This is a genomic window from Brachybacterium sp. SYSU DS0246 (genome assembly GCF_059391765.1).
In genome coordinates this window covers 24,307-40,252 of record NZ_JBZXYT010000023.1, presented here as the reverse complement: position 1 = coordinate 40,252, position 15,946 = coordinate 24,307, and the positions used below count along the sequence as shown (strand labels likewise).

Sequence of the window (15,946 nt, the reverse complement as noted above, 5' to 3'; positions counted from 1 at the left end):
CCGCCGTTCAGGTCAAGCGCCTGAGCCCGACGACTGACTTCCCATCTGTCATCCCATCCGGGCGCTCTGCCCGGCCCAGCCCGAGGAGGCACGCATGACCATCCACCGCACCACGCTTCACCGCCGCGCCCGCCCGGCCTGCGAAAGCGACCCCACCCGCGCGATCCCGCGATCGGGCCCCCGGGTCGATCGGAGCCGGCCCACGCTCACCGCCCGGCTGCTCGCCCGGCTCAGCTCCACACGCGGGGACGTACCGGGCTGGGTTCTCATCACGCTGATGACTGCCGGCATCGTGGTGGCGCTGTGGGCCGTCGCCTCCGAGCAGATCGTCCAGATCTTCCAGAACGCCATGGCCCCGTTCCTCGACGGGTCGATGTGACCGACCAGAGCGAACTCTCACCAGCGTGAACGCCTCGGCCCGCTCTCTCCCTGACCTGCCCTCGCACCGATGGCAGGGCCGTTCTGCACGCCCTCGGCAGCACGTGGCGGAGCGGCTGCGAGGAGAGCACGGCGCCGCGGTGGCCGAGTTCCCCATGGTCGCCTTGCTGGTGATCATGATCGCGCTGGGAGTCGTCCAGGCTGCACTCATCGTCCACACCCGCAACACGCTCATCGACGCAGCCGTGCAGGGAGCGCATCACGCCGCTCTGGTCGGTTCGACGCCCCAGGACGGTGCCGATCGCACGGAGCGCTTGATCGAGGATCGTTTCGGCTCAGCACTCGAGGCGGAGTCCACCGCGGTCCAGGACCCCGACGGCACCATCCACGTCGAGGTCACCGCGGAACTGCCGCTGGTGGGGCTCTTCGGACCGTCTGCGGGCCTCACCGTCCAGGGCCGCTCGATCGACGAGGAATCGTGGTGAGCGTCGGCCGGCCGGCCGACGAGGACGGCAACGCTCTGGTCGAATTCGTCGTGCTCGCCGCAGCTCTCCTGATCCCGTCGCTCTATCTCGTGCTCACACTCGGCTCGGTCCAGTCCGCTGTGTTCGCAGCCGACACGATCGCACGGGACGCTGCCCGCATCCACGCGACCCAGTCCGACCCCCGGGTCGCGGCGGCCCGCAGCGAAGAGCACGCTGCGCTGGTGCTGGGGGACTACCGGCTCGCCGCGAGCGACGTGGTGGAGATCAGCTGCAGCGAGGACCCGTGCGCGACGCCAGGAGGCACCGTGACTGCACAGGTGCGGATCCCCGTCCAGGTGCCAGGGCTCGGCCCGGTGCTCGGCAACAACGGCCCGGTCGCCGTGGGAGCAGCGCACGCCGTCCAGGTCGACCGGTACCGGGCGGGGTCCTGATGGCGGGGCACGGCCGGACGGGCCCGGGCACATGCCTCGCCGCCCGGTTGCGGGATGCGAGAGGATCGATGACCGTCCTGACCACTGGTGTGCTGGTGGTCATCCTGATGGTGACCGGCGTCGGCGCAGCGGTCACAGGGGTCCATCTCGAGCGCAACGGGCTCCAGGACGCCGCGGACAGCGCGGCCCTGGCCGCGTCCCAGGCGGTCGACCCCGCCCGCATCTACGATCCCGATGACGGCGCGGCCATCCATGCCGGCTCCGCGCGCCGGGCCGCGCAGGACCAGCTGCGCGACTATCCGCTGCGCAGCGACCGGACCGAGGACCTGCACGTCGCGGACGTCTCGGTCGATGCGGACGGCACGGTCCGGGTCACGCTGGTCGCGACCACGAACCCGCCTCTGGTGGGATGGTTCACCCGGGGGAGCGGGACGTCCATCCCCCTGAGAGTCGAAGGAGAAGCCAGAGCCCGATGACCGCCGTGCCGCCCCGACCTCCCGCCCCCACCGTTCTCATCGCCCCGGACAAGTTCAAGGGAAGCCTCAGCGCCGCCGACGTCGCGGACGCCCTCAGCCTCGGGATCACCGAGACGGCACCCCGAGCGACGGTTCTGCGCTGCCCCATCGCCGACGGCGGGGACGGCACCGTCGACGCCGCCATCGCCGCCGGTGCGCAGCCTCGCATCACCACCGCGACGGGACCGACCGGCGAGCTGCGCCCGGCGCAGTGGGCACTGCACGGGGACGATGCCGTGGTCGAGCTCGCCGAGGTCGTCGGCCTGCGCGCCCTGCCGGGCGGGACGCTCGCACCGCGCACCGCGTCCACCAGGGGGCTGGGCGAGCTGATCCTCGCGGCCGTCGACGCCGGAGCCCGCACGATCACCGTCGGCCTCGGAGGCAGCTCCTCGACCGACGCCGGAGCCGGGATGCTGCAAGGCCTCGGGGCACGCCTGCGCACCTCCGCGGGGCTCGAGATCGGCCCTGGCCTCGACGGCCTGGCCATCCTCGCCTCGGTCGATCTCGGCCCGGCGCGCGCCGCTCTCGACGGCGTCACCCTCGTCGCGGCGAGCGATGTCACCAACCCCCTGCTGGGGCCGGACGGCGCTGCCGCCGTCTACGGACCGCAGAAGGGCCTCCCGGCCGCGGACATCGAACACGCCGACGGGATCCTCGCCCGCGCCGCAGCCCTGCTGGACCCTGAGCACACCCGTCTCGACCTGTCCGGGGCCGGCGCGGCGGGCGGGACCGGGTACGCCTTGTTCCTGTTGGGCGCCGAGCAGCGCTCCGGAGCCGACGCCGTGTTCGAGCTGGCCGGGGTCGACGGTCTCCTGGAACGCGCAGACGTCGTGATCACCGGCGAGGGAAAACTCGACGCACAGACCCTGCAGGGCAAGGGGCCCGCCGAGGTCGCGCGCCGCGCCCGGGACAGAGGCCTGCCCGTGGCCGCCGTGGCCGGTGCCATCACCCTGAGCGCCCACGAACTGCGGGAGGCGGGCATCACCCGGGCCTGGGACCTGCTCTCGCGGGCCGGCTCGGCGCAGCAGGCGATGGAGAATGCGCCGGTATGGCTGGTGGACGTGGGCCGCGACGTCGGAGCATGGCTGTCCAGCGGCTCGGTCTCCGACTCCGGCGACGGGGACGCGAGCTCGGCGCCGGATGCGGAGCCGGGCAGGACATGAATCACGGCGGACACTGCTGAACAGGGCGATCGCCTCGGCCCGATCCGGACCTCTGCCGTAGACTCACCCCTCGTGGCTTCCATCAACTTCTCCGAAGAGATCCCCCGTCTGCGGTCGACCCTGTCGTCGATCGAGCAGGTGACCGACATCGAGGCGCTCGACGCCAAGATCGCCGACCTGGAGAAGCAGGCCTCGGCCCAGGACCTCTGGGACGACGTCGAGAACGCGCAGCGGGTCTCCTCGAATCTCTCCCACGCCCAGTCCGAGCGGCGCCGCATCAGCGAGCTGTCCCAGCGCATCGAGGACATCGAGGTGATGGTCCAGCTCGCCGAGGAGGAGGACGACGCCGACACCCTCGCCGAGGCCGAGCGCGAACTCACCTCGATCCACCGCACCCTCGACGAGCTCGAGGTGCGCACCCTGCTCTCCGGCGAGTACGACGAGCGCAGCGCCGTGGTGACCATCCGCGCCGGCGCCGGCGGGGTGGACGCGGCGGACTTCGCCGAGATGCTCATGCGCATGTACCTGCGCTGGGCCGAGCGCCACAACTACCCGACCAAGGTGATGGACACCTCCTACGCGGAGGAGGCCGGGCTGAAGTCCGTCACCTTCGAGGTCACCGCTCCGTTCGCCTACGGGACCCTCTCCGTCGAGGGCGGCACCCACCGCCTGGTGCGCATCAGCCCCTTCGACAACCAGGGCCGCCGCCAGACCTCGTTCGCCGCCGTCGAGGTGATCCCGCTGATCGAGTCCACCGACTCCATCGAGATCCCCGAGAACGAACTGAAGATCGACGTGTTCCGCTCCTCCGGCCCCGGCGGGCAGTCCGTGAACACGACGGACTCCGCAGTCCGCATGACCCATATCCCCACCGGCACCGTGGTCTCGATGCAGGACGAGAAGTCCCAGATCCAGAACCGCGCCGCCGCCCTGCGCGTCATGCAGTCGCGGCTGCTGCTGCTGAAGAAGGCCGAGGAGGCCGCCGAGCGCAAGGAGCTGGCCGGCGACGTCAAGGCCAGCTGGGGCGACCAGATGCGCTCCTACGTGCTGAACCCGTATCAGATGGTCAAGGACCTGCGGACCGAGCACCAGGAGGGCAACCCCTCCGCAGTGTTCGACGGGCAGATCGACGAGTTCATCGACGCGGGCATCCGCTGGCGCGCCGAGCAGGGCAAGCTCGCCGACTGAGGCGGGCAGACCCGCCGCCTGCCCCGGGCCCGACGAGATCCACCGGACCGACGGGCTCCACCGGCCCGGCGAGCTGTACGGGGCCGGTCAGCTGCACGGGCCGGTGAGGCCCCGGATCGGCGACGGTGAGCGGCCGCACCCGCCTTTGACCAGGTTTTGACTCGTCAGCTCATCGCGCCTGCGGCGCGTCGCGGCAGTGCGGCCCTACTCTGGAACGGCACCACGTTCCCCCGATGTGACAGGCTCCCGTGATCCGTTTCGACAACGTCACCAAGACGTACATGCGAGGTCAGCACCCCGCGGTGGAGAATCTCGACATCGAGTTCACCCGCGGGGAATTCGTGTTCCTGGTCGGGGCCTCCGGATCCGGGAAGTCGACCATGATGCGGATGGTCCTCAAGGAGACCGCGCCCAGTCGCGGCACGGTGTACGTGGCCGGCAAGGACCTCTCGCGCATCCCGTCGTGGAAGGTGCCGTCGCTGCGCCGCGATATCGGCATGGTCTTCCAGGACTTCCGGCTGCTGCCGTCGAAGACGGCCTACCAGAACATCGAATTCGCCCTCGCGGTGATCGGCACGCCTCGCAAGGTCGTGCGCCGCCTGGTCCCCGAGATGCTCGAGATGGTGGGCCTGGAGGACAAGGGGCGTCGGATGCCCCATGAGCTCTCCGGTGGTGAGCAGCAGCGTGTGGCCATCGCTCGCGCCTACGTGAACCGGCCCTCGATCCTGCTGGCCGACGAGCCCACCGGCAACCTCGACCCCTCGACCGCCGAAGGAATCCTCGACCTGCTCGCCGAGATCAACGAGCGCGGCACCACCGTGGTCATGGCCACGCACGACCAGGCGGCCGTGGACCGGATGCGTCGCCGCGTGGTCGAGATGGTCGGCGGCAGGGTGGTTCGCGACGAGGCCGCCGGGCTGTACGAGACCGTCGTGCCGCACAGCGTCATCTCCGGCAACCTGCCGGACGACTCCAGTCGTCGCGGCGAGCATCCGCTGAGCGATGACGCCATGGCGACCGGTGAGGACGCGCGCTCCGGCGACGTCCTGGAGGAGGAGCTGATCGACGAGCGCGACGCCCGCCGCGCCCAGGAGGAGGATCCCTTCGCCGAGGACGGACACGAGCATGAGCATGAGGACGAGGGGAGGCGGCGATGAGGGCGCGGTACATCCTCGGCGAGATCTTCACGGGCCTGTGGCGGAACATCGCCATGGTCATCTCCGTCGTCATCGTCACCGCGGTCTCGCTGACCTTCGTCGGCACCGGATTGCTGATGCAGAAGCAGATCATGGACATGAAGTCGACCTTGGTCGAGCAGTCCCAGGTGACGATCTTCCTGTGCTCGCCGCATTCGACCTCCTCCTCGTGCGCCGGTGGCGCGGCGACCGATGCGCAGATCGACTCCGTGCGGCAGGCGCTGGAGGGCGATGTGCTCTCCCCGTACATCTCCTCGTACACCGAGCGCAGTCAGGACGAGGCGCTGTCGATCTACCAGGAGCAGTTCGCGGGGGAGGGATTCGTCTCCAACTTCACCGCGGAGGACATGCCCGTCTCCTTCCACATCACCCTCGAGAACGCCGATGAATCCGCTGCGGTGGTCGAGTTCTTCCAGGGCCGCGACGGCGTCGACGAGGTCACCGACCTGCTCAGCGCATTCGCGCCATTCATCGACGTGCTGAACCAGTCGACCATGTTCGCGCTGGGACTGGCCGTTCTCATGCTCATCGCCGCCCTGCTGCTGGTGGCCACGACGATTCGCATGTCCGTCGCCAACCGGCGCCGGGAGATCGCGATCATGCGCCTGGTCGGCGCCTCCAACCTCTTCATCCGTCTGCCGTTCCTGCTGGAGGGAGCCGTCGCCGCGATCATCGGCGGGGTGATCGCCTCCGGGATGCTCTGGGTCGGCTTGCACTACATCGTCCAGGGCTGGCTCGCCCCGACCCTCGGTCAGCAGCTCGTCACGGTCGGCGCCGAGGACCTGATCTGGGCCGCGCCGATCCTGATCGCGCTGGGCGCCGTCCTGTCCATCGCCTCGTCCGTGGTCTCCCTGAACCGCTATCTGAAGGTGTGAGCATGTCCCAGAACATCCTGCGGCGTCCGGCCGGCTTCCTCGCGGTCGCGGCCCTGGCCCTCGTCCCGCTTCTGTCCCCTCTCCCGCCGGCCGCGGCCGACGGGGACAAGGACGAGAAGATCGCCGAGCGCGAGGAGGTCGATCAGCAGCTCGAGGACCTGCGCCTCGAACTCGAAGGTGTCAACGAGGACCTGGCCGACACCTACCTCGCGCTCGCCGAGACCGAACTGCTGATCCCTCAGGCCCAGCAGGATCTCGAGGATGCTCAGGAGGAGCTGGAAGCGGCGCGCGAGGAGGACCTCGAGACCGGGGAGCGGCTGGACGCGGCCCAGGAGGAGGAAGAAGAGCTCTCGGGCGAGGTCAAGTCCGGTCAGGAAGAGGTCGACCGCAGCGACGAGGAACTCGCCGAGGTCGCGATCGCCGCGTACAAGGGGGGCGGCGTCCCCAACCCCTCCAGCGTCTACGTCGGCGGGCAGGAACCGCAGGACACCGTCGACCGCTCGATGAACTACCGGCTGACGCTCTCCTCGCAGGGGTCGCGGCTGGACACGCTGCGCACCGACCAGTCCGTCACCGAGAACTCGGCGGACCGGCTCACCGCCGTGCGCGAGGAGATCGACGACCTCAAGCAGGAGGCCGAGGAGGCCGTCCAGCGCCGAGAGGACGCCGAGGATGAGGCCGCGCAGGCGAAGCAGGACCTCGATGACCTCTACGCGGACCAGAAGCGCCAGCGGGACGAGCTCGAGGACAAGAAGACCGAGTACGAGGACCAGGAGTCCGAGCTCGAGACGCGCAGCAGCACGCTGGACGACGAGATCGAGGAGCTCGCGCAGCAGGAGCGCGAGCGTGAGGAGCGGGCGCAGCAGAAGGCACAGAGCAGCGGAGGCGACTCCTCCAGCGGCTCTGCGAACACCGGCGGCGCCTGGCAGCACCCGGTCGGCGGCCGCCTGAACTCGAACTTCGGCTGGCGCGTCCACCCCATCTACGGCACCCGCAAGCTCCACGCCGGTGTCGACTTCCCGTCGGCCTGCGGAACCCCGGTGGGAGCCACCCACTCCGGGCGCGTCATCCAGCGCACCTGGAACAGCGGAGCCGGGAACAAGATCATCCTCAGCCACGGCATCCACAACGGCCACCTGATCACCAGCTCCTACCACCACCTGCAGAGCTACGCCCTGCCCGTGGGCGCGCAGGTCTCTGCCGGGGACACGGTGGGGTACGTGGGCACCACCGGCTCCTCGACGGGCTGCCACCTGCACTTCGAGATCCATGAGGACGGCAACGCCGTCAACCCCACCAAGTACATGTGAGGCGTCCCGTCGGCCCGGAAGCTCAGGCGGCGATTCCGGCCCGATCGGCCCGGCCCTCCGGCCGGGCGTGACTGACCGGCCATATTCGCTCGCGTCGCACAGACGCCCCGGCGTAAGCTGGGACGTCCGGTTGCACCCAGAGCGCAGCCGGGCATGCACAGTGGATCGATGGCAGGTCGGAGGGACATCATGGCGGCGAAGAAGGCTGCGGCGAAGAAGACCGGCACGGTCGACGGTCCCGAGAAGAAGCTCATCGCCTCGAACAAGCGGGCACGTCACGACTACTTCATCGACGCCACCTGGGAAGCCGGGATCGCGCTGACGGGCACCGAGGTGAAGTCGCTGCGCGAGCGGGGAGCGTCTCTGGTCGACGGCTACTGCTACGTGGACGGCGGCGAGGTGTGGATGGACGCTGTGCATATCGCGCCGTACGTGAAGGGCACCTGGACGAACCACGCCACCCGCCGCAAGCGCAAGCTGCTGCTGCACAAGCAGGAGATCGTGAAGCTGGCGAGCAAGTCCCGCGAGAAGGGATTCACGATCGTGCCGCTGGAGCTGTACTTCCTCGGATCGCATGCCAAGGTGCTCATCGGCCTGGCACGCGGCAAGAAGGAGTACGACAAGCGCCAGACGCTGCGCGAGAAGCAGGACATGCGTGAGGCCGAGCGCGCGATGCGGCGACGCGAGCTCGCCTGAGCCGAGCTCGCCTGACGCGAGGCTTTACCCTCTTTTGACTTTGCTCGTGTCCGCTGGATAGCGTCGCGATGTGTCGGTGATCACCGACGCCACCGATGCATCGCGGATCTTCCTGCGGTCGATCACGAGAGGCCTGTCCATGCGTTCGAGCCTGCCCCTGCGTCGAGCTCTGGTCGCCGCCGCTGCCCTAGCGCTGGCAACCACCAGCGCCGCCTGCACATCAGCCGGCGAGGACGCGGCCCCGACCTCGAACGACGGCACCTCGGCCAGCGATGGTCAGGACCCCGCTGCGAGCGGCGAGGACACCGAGCCGTCGGACGGAGAGGAGGGCGCGGAGCCCTCCGACGGGGACGGGGCCGGTGGCGCGGCGATGAACCGCCCACCCGCAGTGCTGTACATCGTCGACGGCGTCTCGGACGTGGTCGACACGGACCAGGAGACCTGGAGCGCCGCAGCAGGAGACATCGCGGAGATCCTCGCCGACCACACCGCGGTCAGCGGGGCATCCGAACCCTCGTGCAACGGGGACCTCACCTACGAGGACGGGGCGTCCGTCGACTGCACCGCGGAGTTCGCGATCGAAGGCCTGGACGGGCAGCAGGACCTGACGGTCATGGCCGTCCGGGCGCCCTCCGGGTACGATCCCGCCGGTTCGCCGGCGCTCTTGGTCAGCGTGGGCGACCCCCCGTCCGACGACGCCCTCGAGGTCTTCACGGATCAGGGCAGCAACCTGGTCGGCGTCGGCCAGGGCTCGATGTTCAACGCGGAGGAGATCCCCGCCGACGAACTCGCCGCCACGGTCGAGTCCACGGTCAACAGCCAGAACGGTTACGGGGTGCTGGATGCACCCATGGTCGCCCCGGAATGCTCTGAGCCGCTGCCGGCAGGATCGACCGAGCCCGTCGAGTGCACCGTCGCCTGGGAGCACGACCCCGAGGCGACCTTCGGGGCCGAGGCGATGGGCGTGTGGTACCTCGACTCGGAGCCCGGTCTGCTGGTCGCGCTGGACGTCGCCGAGGCCGATGCCGCCGGTGACAAGGACTGATATCCGCTGCTCTCAGTCAGCGCGCTCGAGCCGCGCGACGACCTGTCGGCTGGCGTCCAAGGACGCATCATCGGTACCGCTGAGGTTCTCCCGCATCAGCAGAGCACGCCGGGCGTCCTCGAGCGCACGCTGTCTCAGCATCCCCGCGGCACGCGGCCGGTCGGCCGCCAGCTCGTGCGCGGCATGCTCGAACCGGCACTTCGCACGGTGCTGGAACACGGAGGCGAGGACCGACAGCGACGACGGGGACGTCGGATCGTCGAGCCCCGTCTCCTCCGCGGCGAGGTCGAACTGCTCCTCGGCGGGGACGAAGGCCCCCTGCCACTGCAGGACGTGTCCGTAGCGCACCCGCCGGACGGCTCGGACCAGCGGTGGTAGGCCGGTGCTCTCGAGACTCCGGCGTGCCGCGACGGCGGCCTCCTCGAGCCGGCCGAGCATCCGCAGGTAGGCGGCTGTGCGGGGATCCTCCGGGTTCGACTCGCACCACTGGGCCAATGCCGTCGGATCCTCCACGACCTCCCGCAGGGTGTCGTCGTCGAGCCGAACCTGCACGCCTGCCGCCGAGAACCCGATCATCGCCGTATCGTCTCGCGGGCTCGGCTGCGCCGTCCAGCCCGGCCGCAGTTCGCCGTGAGCTGAGGAATAAACTCTTCGGCTGCGGGGTTGGGCCCTGTAGAGTAGATGCACGACGCACGGGGAGACCCGTCGTTCGTGGGTGTTTGACAACTACAGAGTGAGTGCATGGGCGGCCTTCGAGGCCGTCACAATCTGTGCTGCCACCCACGCTGGGGGACGATCGGTTTCGACGGTAGTTGTCCAGCGAGGGGAAGCGGGCCGAGAACCCAGAGTCGTCTCGTTAATGTCCTCTGGAAACCAATAAGTGCCGAACCCAAGCGCACTGACTTCGCTCTCGCTGCCTGATCAGCGATAGCAGTCTGGAACCCCGGGCTTGCTCCTGACCCGGGTCGTTCCATCATCTAAGGAGCCACTGCTTCCGGCCCTCGTCATCGGGGTCGGGTGAACAACTCAGAGTGACTGAGTCCGCCGACGACGTGTCCGTGCGAGCGTCGGGACTGAGAAAGCGTTACTACGGACTGCGCCCGGAGAAGCCCTCGCTCCGCACTATCGGACGCGGGTTCGATTCCCGCCGTCTCCACCATTGCACTCACGATGAAAGGCCCCCTCACCTGCACTGATGTGCGGGGGAGGGGGCCTTTTTCATGCCCGGCTCTCATGTCCTGCTCTCATGCCCTGCTCTCATGTCCTGCGGCCAGCCTCGCCGTCAGCCGGTGATGAGCTCTTCGTAGCCGAGCTCGACCAGGTGGGCCCGGCTCATCGCCAGCGACTCGAAGATGTCTCGCCCGTAGGTCTGATCCTGCTCGATCAGCAGGTGCTGCGCGCCGGAGGCGATGCCCTGCTCGATGACCGGCTTCCAGTCCAGCGTGCCCTGACCGACCTCTGCGAACTGGACGATGTCGCGGGCCCAGTACTCGCCCCAGGCGGCGCCGTCGCCGCTGTCCAGCCGGTCGAAGAGCTCCTGACCGGGCAGCACGATGCGGTAATCCTTGAGATGGACGAGGTCGAGGACGCCCTCGAAAGCCGCCAGGGTGCGCTCAGGATCCCGCCCGCCGCGCTGGACCCAGTGGCAGTCGATCTCGAAGCGCAGATGCGGGGCCTGCTCGCGGATGATGTCGAGCACCGTCGTGCCATCGATCGTGGCGAACTCGACGTGGTGATTGTGATAGCTGAGGCTGAGCCCTTCGTCCGCGAGGCGCCGGGCGTAGTTGTCGGCCTCCCGGCAGAAGGCCAGGAGAGCGTCGCGGGAGCGCATCGCCTCCCGCGGCATCATCCCGATGCGGATCAGAGAGGTGCCCAGGCGCCGCGCATGCTCGACATGACGATCGAAGTGCTCGGCGAGGCTGAGGTCGTCGCTGCCGGCGGGGACGGACGTCTTGCCGGAGATCGCGGCGTACTCGATGCCCAGACTCTCGCGCGCGGCCTCCATGCCGGCCACGTTGTCCTCGGTCATCGGGATCTGCGAGACCTCCACGACCTGGAATCCGGTGTTCTTCACGCGCTCCAGGACGGCCGTGATGCCGTCGCGGGCGACGTGGTCCTTGAGCATCATGAGCTGGATGCCGATTCGTGCCATGGGAACCTCCTGGGTCGGTCCGGGCCGCATCGCCCGGGGACGGCGGTCCGACCGCCGCTCATCGCCGCCACGGTATCCAGTGGCGCGGGTCATATCGGAGGTTTGCCGCAGGTTGCCCGTGCAACGGCGTGCAACTGCTGTGGAATCCTGTGATGTGACCCCAGTCTCGGGTCAGTCCTGCAGGACTCTGGTTGATGGCGACCTGCTCCGGTCGCTGCGGCAGAGGCGAGATGAAAGGCGCAGCACATGACGACGACGTCCACTTCCGGTGCGGAAGCCCCCCGAACCGAGCCGGTGGTGCGCCTGGGCATCCTCGGAACGGGCACGCAGGGCTCCGCCTACGCGCGGTTCATCGCCGAGGGTCTCGTGCCGCACATGAGCCTCGGCGCCCTGAGCGACACCGATCCGGCAGCACGTGCCGCGGCGAGCGAGACGCACCCCGGGGTGCCGACGTTCGCGACCCTGCACGAGATGCTCGCCTCGGGGTCCGTCGACGCGGTCGTCACTACCATCCCGCACTATGAGCACCCCGCGGCCGCGATCACGTCGATCGAGGCAGGCTTCCCGACCCTGGTGGAGAAGCCGGCCGCCGTGCACACGAGCCAGGTGCGGACGATGAACGAGGTCGCGGCCGCGCACCCGGAGGTGCCGTTCGCGATCATGTTCAACCAGCGCAACAACCCGCTGTACCGGCGCATCAAGGAGATCGTGGAGGCCGGCGAGATCGGTGAGGTGCTGCGCTCGACGTGGATCATCACCACCTGGTGGCGTCCGCAGGGCTACTTCGAGCAGTCCGCGTGGCGCGCCACCTGGGGCGGAGAGGGCGGCGGGGTCCTCGTGAACCAGTCGCCGCACCAGCTGGACCTGTGGCAGTGGATCTGCGGCATCCCGAAGTCCGTGTTCGCCAAGGCCGGCTTCGGATTCCGCCGCGACATCGCCGTCGAGGACGAGGTCACGGCGCTGGTGGACTACGGCGACGGTCGCACCGGCACCTTCATCACCTGCACCCACGACATGAAGGGGACCGACCGGCTGGAGATCCTGGGCAGCCGCGGCAAGATCCTCGTCGAGGGATCGAAGACGGCCACCGTGCACCGCTACGCCAAGAGCGAGAAGGAGATCTCCGACGCCACCACCCCCGAGAGCGCCCGCGAGCTGATGCGCGGGAACACCGCCGGGCAGGGCGACCTGGTCAGCACCGAGACGATCGAGGATTCTTCGGTCTGGGGCGGCCAGCATGCCGGCGTGCTGGAGAACTTCGCCCGCCACGTGCTCTTCGGAGAGGATCTCCTCGCTCCCGGCTCCGACGGCATCCATGGGGTGCGCCTGGCCAACGCGATCCACCTTTCGGCCTGGACCGGGCGCGAGGTGCCCTTGGATTTCGACGAGAGTGAGTACCTCGCCGAGCTCAACAAGCGGATCGCCGCCGAGGGCAAGTACCCCCAGCAGCAGGGCTGAGTCGATCGGGCGGAATCAGCCTCCCCGAGCCTCACCCGGCCCTACACTGCCGCGGAGGACTACTCACTCGACCAGGAGACGTTCATGCCCCGCCCCGGTGACCCGGCACTCGCCAGCCGCCCCGACCGCTTCGAGCTCGCCACGCACCCGCAGTCGCGCTTCTTCCTCCTCAACGCCCTGCTCTCCGCCGTCATCATGCTCGCGCTGGTGATCTGGGGCCTGGTGGAGGGGATGTGGCCCCTGGTGATCGGTGCCGGCGTGCTGCTCGTGGGCTCCCCGGCGACGATGCTGTGGCTGGCGGGGCGCAACCGAGTGTGGCGGCTGCGTGACGGCCGGCCGCTCGAGACCCTGATGCTCGACCTGCGCGAGGACGCGGGGGAGGCCTGGCGCCGCCTGTCCACCGGCGACCCGGCGGTATACACCCCGCTGGAGGTCCGGGACGCCACCGAGCATACGCAGCAGACCCTCGAGGCGTACTGGCCCGAGGACGAGCCGGTCACCTACGTGGTCATCGTCGACGGCCGCAACGACCGGGCTACCGAGATCATCGAACTGCGGGACGATCGGCACGAGGCCTTCCACGCCGCCAAGGACAAGGGGCTGGCCACTCAGTACAGCTGAGCGGAGGCGCGGAGACGTTCCCGCGGGAACGCTCTCGCGCGCGGTTGCTACTGTGCTTCCACCCATCGCGCCGGGACCGCCGCGCTGCCGCGGACCGGTCGGACACGTCGAGAGGTCATCGTTCCCATGGTGCATCGCCGAACACTGCTCGCCGGACTGGGGGGAGTCGCCCTCGGAGGCGCGGCGCTCTCCGCGCCCGCCCTCGCCGCCCCGCCGCGTCGGGATCCGGGCCGCATCGCCTCGGTCGCCTACATCGAGGTCAACCACAACAGTCTGGAGAACGCCGGCGCGTACACCCTGGATGACGGCACCGCGGCCTTCGACATCGCCTCCATCTTCGCGGCCAACATCAACTACGACGGCACCTCCGCCTACCTCCACTGCAACGAGAACGTGCAGCACGTGCTCGACGAGGCCGAGACCACGATCGGCCCGTTGCAGGAGAAGGGGATCAAGGTGGTTCTCTCGCTGCTGGGCAATCACCAGGGGGCGGGTTTCGCGAACTTCCCGGACCGGGCCGCCGCGGACCGCTTCGCCCAGCAGGTCGCCGGGACGGTGCGCCGGTACGGGCTGGACGGCGTGGACATCGATGACGAGTGGTCCCGGTACGGCGAGAACGGGACCGGTCAGCCCAACGACCACTCCTTCGTGCACTTCGTCGAGGCTCTGCGCAAGCGACTGCCGAACCGGCTGATCACGTTCTACGTCATCGGGCCCTCCGCCGAGCGCCAGGAGTACGAGGGCGTGCGCGTCGGCGACATGATCGACTACGCGTGGAATCCCTATTACGGGGCGTACCGCGACTACCCGGTGCCGGGCCTGCCGCGCGATCGCTACGGGGCCGCAGCCGTCGACCTCACCCCCGGTTCCGGCTCGGACGAACCGGCGTTCGTGCGGGACCTGGCCGAGCGGACGGCGGCCGACGGGTTCGGGGCGTTCGTGACCTACCAGCTGCAGGCGGGGGACCGCAGTGACCAGGTCTCCGCCTTCACCGAACCCCTGTACGGCAGCGCGGCGCACTACGAGGGCTGACCCGGGGACCACGAGCCCGTGGCACGCGGAGCCCGGCGCCCACCGGAGACCGGCGCCCGCTCAGGGGCCACGACCGCGGCGAGACGTTCCCGCGGGAACGTTCTTCCCTCGCGCGGGGCCGCCGCGGGAACGATCCGTGAGGCTGCCGAGGCGTTCCCGCGGGAACGTCCTGCCGGGGACGGTCAGCCCTGCACCGCCGCCCGGGAGTCGACGAACGCGGCCACGGCGGCCTCGACGTCGGCCTCGCGGTGAGCAGCGGAGAGCTGCACGCGGATGCGGGCCTTGCCCCGGGGGACGACGGGGTAGGAGAACGCCGCGACGTAGACGCCGCGCTCGAGCATGGCGTCGGCGATCCGGCCGGCCAGCGCGGCGTCGCCGAACATCACCGGGACGATCGCGTGCTCGCCCTCGAGCAGGTCGAAGCCCTCCTCACTCATCCGGCGCCGGAAGAGCTCGGTGTTGCGCATCAGCGTCGCCCGCAGGTCCGCGCTGCCCTCGACCAGCTCGAGCGCGGTCAGGGTCGCGGCGACGATCGAGGGGGCCAGCGAGTTCGAGAAGAGGTAGGGCCGTCCCTTCTGCCGCAGCAGCGCCACGATCTCGGCCCGCCCGGAGACGTAGCCGCCGCTGGCCCCGCCGAGGGCCTTGCCGAAGGTCCCGGTGTAGAGGTCGATCCGGTCGGAGACCCCGAAGTGCTCGGGCGTGCCGGCGCCGGTGGCTCCCATGAACCCGACGGCATGGGAGTCGTCGACCAGCACCAGGGCGCCGTACTCGTCGGCAAGGTCGCAGATGCCCGGCAGCGGCGCGAGGTAGCCGTCCATCGAGAACACCCCGTCGGTGACGATGATGGTGCGCCGTGCGCCCGAGCCATCGTTCTGGGCCCGCGTCGCCTCGAGCTGAGCGCGCAGATCCTCCAGGTCGGCGTTGCGGTACCGGTAGCGAGCCGCCTTCGACAGTCGGATGCCGTCGATGAGGGATGCGTGGTTCAGCTCATCGGAGATGATCGCGTCCTGCGCGCCGAACAACGGCTCGAAGACGGCGCCGTTGGCGTCGAAGCAGGAGGAGAACAAGATGGTGTCCTCGGTGCCGAGGAATCCGGACACGGCGCGCTCCAGCTCGAGATGGAGATCCTGCGTGCCACAGATGAACCGTACCGAGGCCATACCGAATCCGCGCTCGTCCAGGGCTCGCTTCGCGGCCGCGATGATCTCCGGATGATCGGCCAGGCCCAGGTAGTTGTTCGCGCAGAAGTTCAGCACCTCCGCGCCCTCCTGCCCGATCGGGCCGGCGGTGATGCGGTTGCTCTGCGGGCTCGAGATCACCCGTTCACGCTTGAGCGTGCCGGCCTCGTCGATCTCGGCGAGCTCGGCGGTCAGCTGGTCCTTGAGGTCCGAGTACACGGTG

The 15,946-nt window shown here is 69.4% G+C and carries 17 protein-coding genes and 1 other RNA gene; 15 read left to right on the top strand and 3 right to left on the bottom strand.

The features are described 5' to 3' along the window. Positions 1 to 94: 94 nt before the first annotated feature. From AC5020_RS12215 to AC5020_RS12165, 11 genes are all read left to right on the top strand, one after another. Positions 95 to 379 (top strand): hypothetical protein, encoded by a 285-nt coding sequence (locus AC5020_RS12215; protein ID WP_464988494.1) that lies wholly within the window; start codon positions 95 to 97, stop codon positions 377 to 379. 139 nt (positions 380 to 518) lie between these two features. Then, entirely contained in the window at positions 519 to 863 is a 345-nt protein-coding gene (locus tag AC5020_RS12210) for a TadE family protein (RefSeq protein ID WP_464988493.1), read from the top strand. Next, positions 860 to 1,294: a hypothetical protein gene (locus AC5020_RS12205; protein ID WP_464988492.1), complete on the top strand. Its 435-nt coding sequence runs from the start codon at positions 860 to 862 to the stop codon at positions 1,292 to 1,294. The genes AC5020_RS12210 and AC5020_RS12205 overlap by 4 nt, the downstream gene beginning before the upstream one ends. A gap of 68 nt (positions 1,295 to 1,362) precedes the next feature. Further along, on the top strand, positions 1,363 to 1,770 hold the full coding sequence (locus AC5020_RS12200; RefSeq protein ID WP_464988491.1) for a pilus assembly protein TadG-related protein: 408 nt from the start codon (positions 1,363 to 1,365) through the stop codon (positions 1,768 to 1,770). Further along, on the top strand, positions 1,767 to 2,972 hold the full coding sequence (locus AC5020_RS12195) for a glycerate kinase (protein ID WP_464988490.1): 1,206 nt from the start codon (positions 1,767 to 1,769) through the stop codon (positions 2,970 to 2,972). The genes AC5020_RS12200 and AC5020_RS12195 overlap by 4 nt, the downstream gene beginning before the upstream one ends. Positions 2,973 to 3,044: 72 nt before the next feature. Then, a complete protein-coding gene (gene prfB / locus AC5020_RS12190; protein WP_377017424.1) occupies positions 3,045 to 4,160 on the top strand; it encodes a peptide chain release factor 2 in 1,116 nt (371 codons plus the stop codon). 248 nt (positions 4,161 to 4,408) lie between these two features. After that, a complete protein-coding gene (ftsE, locus tag AC5020_RS12185) occupies positions 4,409 to 5,317 on the top strand; it encodes a cell division ATP-binding protein FtsE (protein WP_494564434.1) in 909 nt (302 codons plus the stop codon). Further along, positions 5,314 to 6,231: a permease-like cell division protein FtsX gene (gene ftsX, locus AC5020_RS12180; protein WP_377017428.1), complete on the top strand. Its 918-nt coding sequence runs from the start codon at positions 5,314 to 5,316 to the stop codon at positions 6,229 to 6,231. The genes ftsE and ftsX overlap by 4 nt, the downstream gene beginning before the upstream one ends. Positions 6,232 to 6,233: 2 nt before the next feature. Continuing rightward, positions 6,234 to 7,541: a murein hydrolase activator EnvC family protein gene (locus AC5020_RS12175; RefSeq protein WP_464988489.1), complete on the top strand. Its 1,308-nt coding sequence runs from the start codon at positions 6,234 to 6,236 to the stop codon at positions 7,539 to 7,541. A gap of 189 nt (positions 7,542 to 7,730) precedes the next feature. Continuing rightward, entirely contained in the window at positions 7,731 to 8,237 is a 507-nt protein-coding gene (gene smpB / locus AC5020_RS12170) for an SsrA-binding protein SmpB (RefSeq protein ID WP_464988515.1), read from the top strand. A gap of 70 nt (positions 8,238 to 8,307) precedes the next feature. Continuing rightward, positions 8,308 to 9,282 carry a hypothetical protein gene (locus AC5020_RS12165; RefSeq protein WP_464988488.1) on the top strand — a complete coding sequence of 325 codons (975 nt, stop codon included), beginning with the start codon at positions 8,308 to 8,310 and terminating at the stop codon, positions 9,280 to 9,282. A gap of 12 nt (positions 9,283 to 9,294) precedes the next feature. On the opposite strand, the gene AC5020_RS12160 is transcribed toward AC5020_RS12165, so the two are convergent. After that, the gene (locus tag AC5020_RS12160; RefSeq protein WP_464988487.1) at positions 9,295 to 9,858 is read right to left on the bottom strand and encodes a hypothetical protein; all 564 of its coding nucleotides are present in this window, start codon (positions 9,856 to 9,858) and stop codon (positions 9,295 to 9,297) included. Between the two features lie 212 nt (positions 9,859 to 10,070). Here AC5020_RS12160 and ssrA point away from each other — a divergent pair. After that, positions 10,071 to 10,441, top strand: a transfer-messenger RNA (tmRNA) gene (gene ssrA / locus AC5020_RS12155). 123 nt (positions 10,442 to 10,564) lie between these two features. Here the strand turns inward: ssrA and AC5020_RS12150 are convergent. After that, positions 10,565 to 11,434: a sugar phosphate isomerase/epimerase family protein gene (locus tag AC5020_RS12150; protein ID WP_464988486.1), complete on the bottom strand. Its 870-nt coding sequence runs from the start codon at positions 11,432 to 11,434 to the stop codon at positions 10,565 to 10,567. A gap of 246 nt (positions 11,435 to 11,680) precedes the next feature. Between AC5020_RS12150 and AC5020_RS12145 the strand changes: the two genes are divergently transcribed. The 3 genes from AC5020_RS12145 (at position 11,681) to AC5020_RS12135 (ending at position 14,545) form a co-directional block, all read left to right on the top strand. Then, positions 11,681 to 12,892 (top strand): Gfo/Idh/MocA family protein, encoded by a 1,212-nt coding sequence (locus AC5020_RS12145; RefSeq protein WP_464988485.1) that lies wholly within the window; start codon positions 11,681 to 11,683, stop codon positions 12,890 to 12,892. Between the two features lie 84 nt (positions 12,893 to 12,976). After that, complete coding sequence (locus AC5020_RS12140) at positions 12,977 to 13,513, top strand: hypothetical protein (protein ID WP_464988484.1); 537 nt, start codon at positions 12,977 to 12,979, stop codon at positions 13,511 to 13,513. A 126-nt stretch (positions 13,514 to 13,639) separates the two neighbouring features. Next, positions 13,640 to 14,545: an endo-beta-N-acetylglucosaminidase H gene (locus AC5020_RS12135; protein WP_494564433.1), complete on the top strand. Its 906-nt coding sequence runs from the start codon at positions 13,640 to 13,642 to the stop codon at positions 14,543 to 14,545. Positions 14,546 to 14,727: 182 nt separating this feature from the next. Here AC5020_RS12135 and AC5020_RS12130 read toward each other — a convergent pair whose 3' ends face one another. Continuing rightward, on the bottom strand, positions 14,728 to 15,942 hold the full coding sequence (locus AC5020_RS12130) for a glycine C-acetyltransferase (protein ID WP_464988483.1): 1,215 nt from the start codon (positions 15,940 to 15,942) through the stop codon (positions 14,728 to 14,730). Positions 15,943 to 15,946: the final 4 nt, after the last annotated feature.